General features: G+C 63.5%; 10 protein-coding genes. 3 read left to right on the forward strand and 7 right to left on the reverse strand.

Annotated elements, in window-relative coordinates; genetic code table 11:
• The first annotated feature begins 258 nt into the window (after positions 1-258).
• From QN397_RS25735 to QN397_RS25745, 3 genes are all read left to right on the forward strand, one after another.
• The gene (locus tag QN397_RS25735; RefSeq protein ID WP_323496269.1) at positions 259-2,016 is read left to right on the forward strand and encodes a GspE/PulE family protein; all 1,758 of its coding nucleotides are present in this window, start codon (positions 259-261) and stop codon (positions 2,014-2,016) included.
• 224 nt (positions 2,017-2,240) lie between these two features.
• Complete coding sequence (locus QN397_RS25740; RefSeq protein WP_323496292.1) at positions 2,241-3,245, forward strand: type II secretion system F family protein; 1,005 nt, start codon at positions 2,241-2,243, stop codon at positions 3,243-3,245.
• An 81-nt stretch (positions 3,246-3,326) separates the two neighbouring features.
• Positions 3,327-3,917, forward strand: a complete 591-nt coding sequence (locus QN397_RS25745) for a response regulator transcription factor (protein ID WP_323496270.1) — start codon at positions 3,327-3,329, stop codon at positions 3,915-3,917.
• Here the strand turns inward: QN397_RS25745 and QN397_RS25750 are convergent.
• The 7 genes from QN397_RS25750 to QN397_RS25780 form a co-directional block, all read right to left on the reverse strand.
• Positions 3,868-4,569, reverse strand: a complete 702-nt coding sequence (locus QN397_RS25750) for a response regulator (RefSeq protein ID WP_323496271.1) — start codon at positions 4,567-4,569, stop codon at positions 3,868-3,870. The genes QN397_RS25745 and QN397_RS25750 overlap by 50 nt on opposite strands.
• A 7-nt stretch (positions 4,570-4,576) precedes the next feature.
• Positions 4,577-6,208, reverse strand: a complete 1,632-nt coding sequence (locus QN397_RS25755; protein WP_323496272.1) for an ATP-binding protein — start codon at positions 6,206-6,208, stop codon at positions 4,577-4,579.
• Between the two features lie 4 nt (positions 6,209-6,212).
• Positions 6,213-6,500: a hypothetical protein gene (locus QN397_RS25760; RefSeq protein ID WP_323502398.1), complete on the reverse strand. Its 288-nt coding sequence runs from the start codon at positions 6,498-6,500 to the stop codon at positions 6,213-6,215.
• A 23-nt stretch (positions 6,501-6,523) separates the two neighbouring features.
• Positions 6,524-6,979: a hypothetical protein gene (locus QN397_RS25765; RefSeq protein WP_323496274.1), complete on the reverse strand. Its 456-nt coding sequence runs from the start codon at positions 6,977-6,979 to the stop codon at positions 6,524-6,526.
• 33 nt (positions 6,980-7,012) lie between these two features.
• Positions 7,013-8,167, reverse strand: a complete 1,155-nt coding sequence (locus QN397_RS25770) for a porin (RefSeq protein ID WP_323496275.1) — start codon at positions 8,165-8,167, stop codon at positions 7,013-7,015.
• A gap of 138 nt (positions 8,168-8,305) precedes the next feature.
• Positions 8,306-9,754, reverse strand: a complete 1,449-nt coding sequence (locus QN397_RS25775) for an efflux transporter outer membrane subunit (RefSeq protein WP_323496276.1) — start codon at positions 9,752-9,754, stop codon at positions 8,306-8,308.
• Between the two features lie 8 nt (positions 9,755-9,762).
• Positions 9,763-11,216: efflux RND transporter permease subunit (locus QN397_RS25780; protein ID WP_323502399.1), on the reverse strand; the 1,454-nt coding region annotated here is incomplete at its 5' end.

Genomic DNA, 11,216 nt, shown 5'->3' on the forward strand with positions numbered 1-11,216 from the left:
ATATTTAGATTGTTAACTTTACATGTTGTTTCATAAATTGTCGTAATCCGAGTTAATTGACTACTTATGACTACAATTTCTTATTTTTGTTAAGAACAAAGTCTGATATTTATTTGTTGTTTATTGCCTTATTGAAAGATTTGAAAAGAAATATTTTCAAATAATTCATGTCTTTTGTATTGCCGGTCACAACTATCTAAGGAGATTTAGCAGCTAAGACTTATGCTGCATCTGAAATGGACCATCAAAAGCTGACCCATGAGCAAAATAGACGCTCCCTTCGCGCCGAGTGGCCCCACCGTGCTGCGACGCATCGAGAAAGCGCGGCTGGGTGAACTGCTGCTCGCGCAGGGCCTGATCTCGAACGAGCAACTTCAACAGGTGCTCGGGCAGCAAAGACAGACCGGCAAGAAGTTGGGCCGGCTGCTGATCGACACCGGCATCCTGACCGAAGAACTCTTGGCTCAGGGGTTGGCCCGACAGTTGGGCATCGCGTTCGTCGACCTGAAAACGTTCGCTTTTCGTTCGACTGTCGTGCATCTTTTGCCGGAGTCTGCCGCCCGTCGTTTTCGCGCTCTGGTGCTGGACGATCAACGCGGCACTTTGCTGGTCGGTTTGGGCGATCCACTCGACCTTTCTGCATTCGACGAACTCAGCCGGATTCTCCAGCGCCCGATTACCGTGGCCGCAGTCGCCGAAGGGCAACTGGCGTTGTCAATCGATCGCCTCTACCGGCGCACCGAAGAGATCAGCACCTTCGCGCGGGAACTCGAACAGGACACCGACGAGGTGGTGGTGGACTTCGGCCAGCTGACGGTCGCGGTCGGTACGCAGGGTGCGCCGGTGGTGCGGCTTTTACAGTCCCTCTTCGAAGATGCCATTCATGTCGGCGCCTCGGACGTGCATATCGAACCGCGGGAAACGGAGCTGATGATCCGGCTCCGGGTAGACGGCACGCTGCAAACGCAAATGCAGGCCGACAAACGCATTGCCAGCCCTGTGGTTCAGCGACTCAAGCTCATGGCCGGCCTCGATATTTCCGAAAAGCGCCTGCCGCAGGACGGGCGCTTCAGCGTCCGGCTGAAAGAGCACACCATCGATGTGCGCCTGTCGACTTTGCCCACGACGTATGGTGAAGCGGTGGTCATGCGGCTGCTCGATCAGCGTGCCGGCATGCGTCGGCTGGACCGCATCGGCATGCCGAAAGACATGCTCGAACAGTTTCGAGAAGTGCTGGGGCGCAGCGCGGGCATGGTGCTGGTGACCGGGCCAACGGGCTCCGGAAAAACGACTACGCTCTATGCGGCGCTCACAGAAATCGACGTGACCCAACTGAAGGTCATCACTGTCGAAGATCCTGTCGAATATCGACTGCCCGGCATCACCCAAGTACAGGTCAACGACAAGATCGATTTCACGTTTTCGAGGGTCTTGCGCGCCGCATTGCGGCAAGACCCCGATGTGATTCTTGTCGGCGAAATGCGCGACCCCGAGACCGCCGAGATCGGTCTTCGGGCCGCCATCACCGGACATCTGGTTTTGTCCACCCTCCACACGCGAGACGCAGCCAGCACGCCGTTTCGTTTGCTGGACATGGGCGTGCCACCTTTCATGGTGGCCACCTCGCTTCAAGCGGTCATCGCACAGCGACTGGTGCGGCTCAACTGTATGGACTGCACGCAGCCACAGACTCCCACGCCACAGGAACAATCGTGGCTCAGCGCCATGGGTGCGGCGGACGAGGGAATTTCGGCCCGACGCGGTACCGGATGCTCGGCCTGCCATGCAACTGGATATGCAGGACGGATGGGCGTCTACGAGCTATTGGTGATGGACCCGGTATTGACCGAAGCCATCCTGCGCTCCGACCCCGTCGCATTCACCAAAGCCGCCCGCGAGCGAATGCTGGGCAAGACCGTGGCGCATCAGACTCTGGCGTTGGTGCGCCAGGGCCGCACTTCATTGGCAGAGGCGTTGCGCGTCGGCTTCGACACCGGCGAGGAAGAGAACTCCTAGTGGCAATGTACGCATGGCGTGGGCGCAATGCCCGCGGGGAAACGGTCCAGGGGCAAATGGAAGCGCTGACGGAAGGTGGTGTCGCCGATGAACTCATGGCCATCGGCGTCGCTCCGGTCCAAATTGCCGCAGTTGCCAAGGTCGTGACCGACAGCACCAGCTGGCTGGCGCGCTTCAACCAGAAACCGATCGTGGTGGAAGACATCCTCGTGTTTTCGCGTCAGATGCACACGCTCAGCAAAGCGGGCGTTCCCATCTTCAGGGCCTTCGCAGGACTGGAGGCTTCGGCAAGCAAACCGACCATGCTCGCGATGCTGCAGGACATTCGCTCGAGCCTTGACCAGGGCCGCGAACTTTCGGCCGCCATGGCGCGACATCCGAAAGCGTTCAGTGCTTTTTATGTCTCGATGGTGCAGGTCGGCGAAATGACCGGGCGCCTGCCCGAAGTGTTCTTAAACCTGCACGAGCAGCTGGAATTCGATCGGGATGTGCGTGAGCGCGTCAAACAGGCCATGCGTTACCCGATGTTCGTCATGGTGGCGATGGCGGTCGCAGTTGTGATCCTCACGGTATTTGTCATCCCGGTCTTCGCCCAGGTTTTCGAAGGTTTTCATGCGCAGTTGCCGCTGCTTACGCGCGCGCTGCTGGGGTTTTCCGGCTGGATGGTCTCGTGGTGGCCGCTGCTGGTGCTCGCTGGAATGGCGAGCAGCCTCGCGATCAAAAGCTATCTGCGCACTCCGGTCGGACGTTACCGCTGGGACGCACTCAAACTACGTTTGCCCATCGTCGGGGACATTCTGCTCAAAGGTGCCCTGGCTCGTTTTGCCCGAAGCTTTGCCCTGGCGATTCAAAGCAGCGTGCCGCTGGTGCCGGCTTTGAATGTGGTGGCGGTGACGGTCGACAACGACTTCATCAGCAGCCGCATCAAGCAGATGCGCGATGGCATCGAGCACGGCAGCAGCATCTCAAGCTGCGCAGCCGGTACGGGCGTTTTCACGCCATTGGTTCTGCAGATGATGGCCGTCGGCGAGGAAACCGGAGAACTCGACTCCTTGATGTTCGAAATAGCCCGTATGTATGAGCAGCAAACCGACTACAGCGTCAAAGGCTTGGCCGCGGCCATCGAACCGATCTTGCTGGTTGTCATTGCCGTGCTTGTGCTGCTGCTCGCACTGGGAGTTTTTCTACCGCTGTGGAGTCTCGGACAGGCGGCCACCGGCCGAGGCTGACCACGCGTGCGCAACAGGCGCGTGCCATGCAGAGCGAATCAGCATCCCCTTCCACCGTTGCTCGGCGCGCGTTAGAAATCAGTGGGCTTTCAACTGGTTGCACGATGTCTGCTCAAACAAACGTTCCATTCGCTCAGACAAACGACGACTGCCGCGGCGATCTCAACAATGGCAAATGTCTCGCAATTTCTCTCTGCTTCCAGTAGCGCTTCATCGATTTCACCGGAGCAGACGATGCGCGTAGCCCTCCTGGAAGACGAACCGATCCAGATGCAACTGATGGTTGCGACCCTCGAGACTTTTGGTGCGACTGACGACGACGCCATCAACTGCTCTCAATTCACTGACGGTGAATCGCTTCGCAATGCGCTCCTCACCGACCCGTTCGACCTGCTGATACTCGACTGGAACTTCAATTCCACGAACGGCCTCGACCTGGTGCGCTGGATGCGTGAAAAAGGAAGCGGCAGCGAGAACGAAAAAGCCCTTGCCGAACTGCCCGTTATCGTCGTGAGCGCACGCAGCACGGCAGGCGATTCAGCGAAAGCGCTGGCCGGTGGCGCCGACGACTACATCGCCAAGCCGTTCCGGCGCGGAGAGCTGCTGGGACGCGTGCAACAACTCATGAACTTGGTGCCTCGAAAGCAAAGCCGATCCCATACACCGACCTGATCCAGTCGTGCTCCGGTGCCGCTACCGACAGCTTGCGCCGCAGGTTCTTGATGTGGCTGTCGACCGCGCGCTCGGTCACATCGGCGGTGTCGTCATAAGCCAGTTCGAGTAAGCGGGCGCGCGAGAAAATGCGGCCCGGATGACGCGCCAGCGCCTGCAACAGGCCGAACTCCCGGCGCGTCAGATTCAGCGGTATCCCATGCAGCGATGCGCGCCAGTGCACGTCATCGAGCAACAGGGCGCGACCACGCTCCGTGGTACCAGCAGCCCCACGGCCTTCTGCGCTTTCGATGGCTGTTCGACGCAGCACCGCACGCACTCGTGCCACCACTTCGCGCGGAGAGAACGGCTTGCACACGTAGTCGTCGGCACCCGCTTCCAGCCCCACCAGCCGGTCTATTTCTTCGATGCGCGCGGTCAGCATGATGATCGGATGCAGCGTGTGCGCGCGCGCCTGTTTCAGCACCTGCAGGCCATCGAGCCGAGGCAGCATGACGTCGAGCAGGGTGAGGTCGGGAGGCGCAGCGAGCATGCGCTCCAGCGCGGTCTGGCCATCGGCGACGTGCTCCGTTTCGTAGCCCGCATGGTGCAGATAGTCTTGCAGCACCGACGCGATGTCGGGCTCGTCTTCGACGATGAGAATGCGGGTCATGTTGCACTCATGTTGCAGCGACCACGGGCAACGACACGGTGATACGGAGCCCGCCCTGCGGCGATGCAGAAGCGTCGATGGTGCCGCCATGCGCTTCGACCGTCGCGCGGCAAATCGACAGACCGAGACCCGAACCACCCGTCGCGCGACTGCGCGAGGTTTCGCCGCGGAACAGGCGCTCGAACAATCGCGGCAGTTCGGCCTCCGACACGCCAGGTGCGCTGTCGTCGAAGTGCAGCACCAGCCGGTCGGTCGCCTCGGTGGCTGCGGTAGCGGCCGATGAATGGACAAGCGCCCCGATGCGCAGCTCGCCCGGTGCATCGGTGTACGCCAGCGTGTTGTCGAGCAGATTCATAAAGACAAGATGCAAGCGCCGCGCATCGCCCTCCATTACCGGTTGGGCAGAGGCGGCCAGCGCGTCCAGCGCCCGCGTGTCGACACGAATGCGCGACCGTGCGAAGCGGTCTGCCGACAGCGTGACCGCCTCTTTCAACAACGCCAGCGGAAACAGCGGGGCGACCGTCAGCGGCTCGCCTTGCGGGTCGCGCATGCTGCTGCGCAGATCGTCTACCAGTTGGCCCAGGCGCATGACCTGCCGATGCAACCGCAACGCGGTGCGGTCGTCGAACGTGCGCACGCCGTCTTGCAGCGCTTCGATCTCCGCACGCATGGCTGCCAGGGGCGTACGCAGCTCGTGCGCGACATCGGCGAGCCACGCGCGGCGCGATGCCTCGCTGGTGTCGAGGCGCTCGGCCATGTCGTTGAAGGTGCGGCCGAGCAGCGCGAGCTCGTCGCTGCCCGGCACCAGCACGCGCGTACCCGAGCGGCCGCGCGCGATGTCCTGCGCACCCTGCGTGAGCGCGTCGATCGGGCCGAGCCAGCGCCGCCCGAGCAGCCACGACAGGCCGAGCGCGAAGATCAAGCCAGCGATCGCCGTCAGCGCGACCACGCTCGACTGCCGCGCGATGAAAGCGCGATCGGCTTCGCTGTCCAGGCCCTCGACCGGCGCGAGCACCAGGTAGCCGACCACGTCGTTGCCGCGCTTGATCTTCAGTCGCGCGGCCGATGCGTTGTCCACGGTCGCCCCGACCACACGAACGCCCGCAGCATCGACCACGCCGAGCCGTTGGTAGATCGAATCGGCGGCTTCGCGTGGATCCGGGTAGAGCCAGGGTGGCGGGGGTGGTGCATAGCGCCGCGGCAGCAAGTCGAGCTGCGGCGACGGCATCGGCGGGCCACCCTCGCCGTCATAGGAGCCATCGCCATTGTTCGCACCATTGTTCTCACCGCTGCTCGCGCCGTCCCCACCGTGCGGCCACTGGCGACGCGCATACCAGGGCGGCAGTCGGCTGTCTTCCTTGACGCCGGTGCTGCTGCGCGACTCGCTCGAAAGGCCCAGTTGCAACCGATGCCACGCTTCGTCTTCGTTGCGCAGCTTGTTCCAGTTGCCATTGACGACATAGTGCTTCTGCAGCAACTGCGCGAGCCAGTCCATGCGGCGGATTTCAATTTCCGCCACGTACGGCCCCATGCCACTTTGCAAACCGAAGATCGAGAAGCCCGAAAAAATAAGCAGCAACATCACCAGCAATGCGGCGAGGGCGAAAAATATCTTTCTGGAGAGCGTCAGGCGGGTCATCGCTTCATTCGGTGCATGGCCCATTTTGCTGAATGCACAGGTCGCGACCGGCCCTGCTTGTCTGCTGGTTGCCGTATGGGTTGCCAGAGCGTTTGGCATAGCCTCCGACGGTGCGGCCACTGTTCATGATCGGCGCCAGCGTCGACAGCCTGGAGTTGCCGCTGCGCGCCCGCTTGGCATCGCTGCCGCCGCCATCGTCGCCGTCGCATTCGCCACACCCGATCACGGCGCAGAACACCACGGTGCCCAGCACGCCGACCGCGCAACGCCGCACGGAAATCTGCGATTGCATCGTCATTGCCATGCCGCAGACAGCTAGGGCCGCAGCGGCAACCGCAGCGTGAGTCCGAGACTGCCCAGCGACGAAGGCGCCGCATAGATGCGCCCGCCATGCCGATGCACGATGTACTCGCAGGCCCGCACGCAGCCTGCAGTGCGCTCGTCGGGCTTGCCGAAGAGTTGCGCCAGTCCGGTGGTGCAGGCATCGCGCCCCACGTCCATGAAGTGCACCACCGCACGCGAACCCTCGGAGCGCGCCAGCAGTTGCAGCGTACCGCCGCCCTGCATCGCGAGGCAGGCGATGCGGGAGACGTTGGACAGCAGCAGCTCCCACTCATGATCGCCCACGTCGACGGGCAAGGGCTCGTCAGGCAGGCGCTGGTCGAGCGCGATGCCGTTGGCCTGCAACAGCGTCACGCAGGCCGGCGGCACGTCGCGCAGCATCTGGCAGAGGTCCATCCGGGTCGATGGCGGTGGTGGATGTGTTTGCATCTCGCGCTCCTTGTCCGTTCGATTCGTTGCGATTTAGAACGAGTGGCGAATGCCGAAGTCGTACCCCGTCGACGAACGCGGCAAGCTGGTAAAGCCGACTGCGCTGCTGCCGCCCGCGGTGATCGCGGAGCTCACGCTGCCGCTGTAGAGCGCATCGTTGCGGTTGTTGACGCGTGCCACCGTGGCGTAGAGCGCGGTGCGCTTCGACAGGTTGTGCACGTAACCCAACGCGAGCTTCTGAACATGCGGATCGCTGCCCGTCAGACCGCTAGCGCCCTCGTCATAGCGCACCGCGGAATACGAAGCGCGGATCAGGCCCGGCCCGACCGGCACGCTGGCGCCGAGCAGATAGCCGTTGTAGCTGTCGCGCGATGTGGCGAGTGCAGTTTCGAAGCGGTTGCGCACGCTCGACAGTTCGCCGAAGAGCTTGACCGGGCCAAAGTCGTACGAAGCGCCGAGGTTGGCGGTCTCCACCTTGCGCGTCAGTGCGTTGGTGTCGATGACGGTGTTCTCGCCGAGCGACATGGCGACGTCGAGCGGGCCGTTGGCATAGCCGAAGCGGCCGCCGACGTAACGGCCGGCGTTGCTGTTGGTCGATGCGACCAGTGCGGACGTGCTGTTGTCGGTGTTTTCGTGCAGGCTGTACTGCACCTGGCCATAGAAGCCACCCAGGTTCGGCGGCAAGAAGTAGCCGACCATGTTGCTGGCGCGAATGTAGTTGGGGTTGGCGAGGTTGGCGCTCCCGCTCACCGACGAGATCACGCTGGTGCCGGAGCCGGTGGTGCCGAACGGATCGAACACGGTGTCGTTCCAGTAGGTGGCGGTGTAGTCGCGGCCCAGGCGCAGTTCGCCGAAGCCGTTGGCAAGGCTCACCGTGGAGCGTCGGTTGAAGGCGCCGATGCCGGTCGATCCGTCGTCGTTGCTGATGGCCGACTCGAGCCAGAAACTGGCAGACAAGCCGCCGCCCAGATCTTCCGTGCCACGAAAGCCGAGGCGGCTCGCGTTGTAGCCGGAATTGGCCAGGCTCCACTGGCTTTGCCTGGAGGTGGCACCGGTCACCGCATCGCGCGATGTGGCCGATTGGTAGCTGACGGCCGCATCCACCACGCCGAACAGCGTGACGGACGACTGCGCCGATGCCAAACCAGTGACGGCCAGCGCGGCGAGCGCCGTAAGGGACTTTTTCATTCAGTTCTCCGAATCAAGAGAGGTGCTTCAGGCGCAGCCGGTTGGCATTGCCCTGGCAACCGCTGCGATGCAACGGCAACTGAATGGTGGAATCCAAATGGGGAGGTAATTGGGAGGCTCCGCCACCGCCTTTGGTTTTTACTGCGGAGCGGCCGTTGCGGGTGGCACGGTCAGCCAGCTGGCTTCCCACCCGCCACCGAGGTTCTGGATCAGCGCCACCGCTGCGTTCTGTCGATTGACCTGCAACTGCACCAGCGTGCGGCGTGCGTTCAACGCAGCGGCCTGCGCGGTGACGACATCGGTGTAGCTCACTTGGGCAGCGCGATAGCGGTTGAGCAACTGTTGCTCGGTCTTGTCGGCAGCGAGCGAGGCCTGCAGGCGCAAGCCCTCCTGTTGGCCCAGCGTAGCGGCCGCGGTCAACTGGTCTTCCACCGACTGAAAGGCGGTCAGCACGGTTTGCCTGTAACGCGCGACGCTGGCGTCGTAGCTGCCCTTGGCCTCGTCGACGCGCGCGCTGATCGCACCGCCATCGAACACCACCTGCGCGACCGACAACCCGAGCGACCACAGCGTGTTCGATGCGCTGAACAAATCGCCAACGCGGCTGGCCGAGCTGCCGACCGAACCGCTCAGGCCGAAGCTGGGAAAGTAAGCGGTTCGCGCGATGCCGATCTGCGCGTTGGCCGAGGCGACTGCGCGCTCCGCAGCGGCGATATCGGGCCGGCGTTGCAGCAATGTCGACGGCACGCCGGTGGGCACGCCGGGCACCGTCGGCGTCCACTTGGAAGCCGGCAGGCTGAAGTCGTTGGGCGCGGAGCCCACCAGCACCGCGATCGCGTGTTCGTACGTCGCGCGATTGCGCGTCAACGACACGCGATCGGCGCGCGTGCTGAGCAATTGCGTCTGCGCCTGCAGCACGTCGGTCTGCGCGGAGATGCCGGCCTGATAGCGGTTGTTGGTGATCTGGTAGGCGCGCTCGTAGCCGGCGATCGTTTCGTCGAGCAGCACGATCTCCGCGTCGGTCTCGCGCAGCGAAAAGTAGTTGGTCGCCAGGTTGCCGATGGCCGACAGCCGCGCCAAAGCAAGGTCGGCCTCGCTGGCCTGCGCGCCGGCTTGGGCGCTCGTCACTGATTGCCGCAGGCGGCCCCACACGTCGGGTGCCCAGTCGACACCCAGCGTCGCCGAGAACGCGTTGGTCGGCGTCGTTCCGGAACTGCCCGAACGCAGCGCACCGCTTCGGCGCCCACTGCCATCGACGCTCACCTGCGGAAACAGCGCGGCGCGTTGCTCGCGCACCAGCGCTTGTGCCTGCGCGTAGTTGCCGACGGCGGCAGCGATGTTCTGGTTCGATACCTGCACGCGGGCGGCAAGTTCGTCGAGGTTGCCATCGTTGAAGAGCTTCCACCACTCGCCACGATCGAGTGCGTCGGCCGGCGCGGCTGGCAACCAGCCGGCGGCTGCAGCTGCCTCTTTGAAGGCGCCGGGGTTGGTGGCAGTGGGCGTTTCGTAGCGCGGGCCGATCGCGCAACCGGAGAGCGACAACACCAGCACGCCCACGGCGCCCAAAGAGAAAGGAAAGGATGGCATCGAGGCAGTCATACGGGTTTGGGTTCGGCGTCGATCGCACGGCCAAGTTCATGCTCGTGCGCGCCGCGGCGGCGCAGCTTGTCGAGCACCAGGTACACCACTGGCGTGGTCAGCAGAGTGAGGAGCTGGCTGGCGATAAGCCCGCCGATGATCGCGACGCCCAGCGGCCGGCGCAACTCCGCGCCCTCGCCGAAGCCGATGGCGAGCGGCAGCGCACCGAGCGCAGCGGCCATGGTCGTCATCAAAATCGGCCGGAAGCGCAGCAGGCACGCCTCGCGCACGGCTTCGAGCGGCGTGAGCCCGCGCGAGCGTTCGGCCTCCAGCGCGAAGTCGATGATGAGAATGGCGTTCTTTTTCACGATGCCGATCAGCAGGAACACGCCGATCAACGCGATGATCGAAAACTCCATCTTGAAGAGCAACAGCGCCAGCACCGCGCCGACTCCTGCCGATGGCAAGGTCGACAGCACCGTGATCGGATGCACCAGGCTCTCGTACAGGATGCCGAGCACGATGTAGATGACGACCAGCGCCGCCAGGATCAGCATCGTCTGCTGGCCCTGCGATTGCTGCGCGCTCAACGCGGTGCCAGCGAAGGCGCCGCGCACGTTGGTCGGCATCGCGATGTTGGCCTCGGCTTTAGCAACCGCCTCGCGGGCATCGCCGAGGTTGGCGCCTTCGGCCAGGTTGAACGAGATGGTCGTCGCCAGCTCGCCATCCTCGTGGCTCACCGACGTCGCGACCGAGTTCTCCATGAACTGCGCCACCGACGAAAGCGGCACCAGGCTCGTTGCAGTGTTGCTGAGCACGTTGCCTGTGGAAGCGTTGCGCGAGCCGGGGTTGGCGGACACCGGGACGGCGCCAGTGCTCGAACCCGCCGCAGTGGAAGCTGCGGCCCCGCTCGTGGTTTTGGTCGCGCCGCCGGTCGAGGTGGTGTCCGCTGCTTCGGTGGTCACCGTCTGGCCCGCGATGACAGCCGTACGCGTGGCTGGCACGTACACGTCCTTCAGCGCGTTCGGGCTCTGCGCATAGCGCGGCGCCCACTCCATCACGACGTGGTACTGGTTCAGCTCGGTGTAGATGGTCGCGACCTGACGCTGCCCGAAGGCGTTGTACAGAGCGTTGTCGATGGCCGTGGACGTGACGCCCAGACGCCGTGCGGTGTCGCGATCGACCTTGGCGACAGTTTCGACGCCGTTCTGGTCCTGGTCGGTGTCGACGTCGGTCAGCACCGGCTGCAGCTTGAGCTCGTCGGACAGCTTGACAGCCCACGTCCGCAGGTCGGCCAGGCTGTCGCTCTTGAGCGTGTACTGGTAGGCCGAATTGCTGGCGCGGCCGCCCGAGCGCACGTCTTGCACCGTGCCCAGAAAAACGCGCAGACCGGTGACCTGGTTCAGCTGCGGTCGCAGCCGCGCGATGACCGTCAGGCCGCTGTCCTTGCGCTGGTTGGCCGGCTTCAGGT

Origin of the sequence: Variovorax sp. RTB1, from assembly GCF_035018765.1 — a bacterium.
GTDB lineage: Bacteria > Pseudomonadota > Gammaproteobacteria > Burkholderiales > Burkholderiaceae_C > Variovorax.

Bases quoted from the DNA above. Each gene is read 5' to 3' on its own strand.
- QN397_RS25735 (WP_323496269.1), top strand. From the start codon at position 259: ATGAGCAAAATAGACGCTCCCTTCGCGCCGAGTGGCCCCACCGTGCTG.
- QN397_RS25740 (WP_323496292.1), top strand. From the start codon at position 2,241: ATGCACACGCTCAGCAAAGCGGGCGTTCCCATCTTCAGGGCCTTCGCA.
- QN397_RS25750 (WP_323496271.1), bottom strand. From the start codon at position 4,569: ATGACCCGCATTCTCATCGTCGAAGACGAGCCCGACATCGCGTCGGTG.
- QN397_RS25755 (WP_323496272.1), bottom strand. From the start codon at position 6,208: ATGACCCGCCTGACGCTCTCCAGAAAGATATTTTTCGCCCTCGCCGCA.
- QN397_RS25760 (WP_323502398.1), bottom strand. From the start codon at position 6,500: ATGCAATCGCAGATTTCCGTGCGGCGTTGCGCGGTCGGCGTGCTGGGC.
- QN397_RS25765 (WP_323496274.1), bottom strand. From the start codon at position 6,979: ATGCAAACACATCCACCACCGCCATCGACCCGGATGGACCTCTGCCAG.
- QN397_RS25770 (WP_323496275.1), bottom strand. From the start codon at position 8,167: ATGAAAAAGTCCCTTACGGCGCTCGCCGCGCTGGCCGTCACTGGTTTG.
- QN397_RS25775 (WP_323496276.1), bottom strand. From the start codon at position 9,754: ATGCCATCCTTTCCTTTCTCTTTGGGCGCCGTGGGCGTGCTGGTGTTG.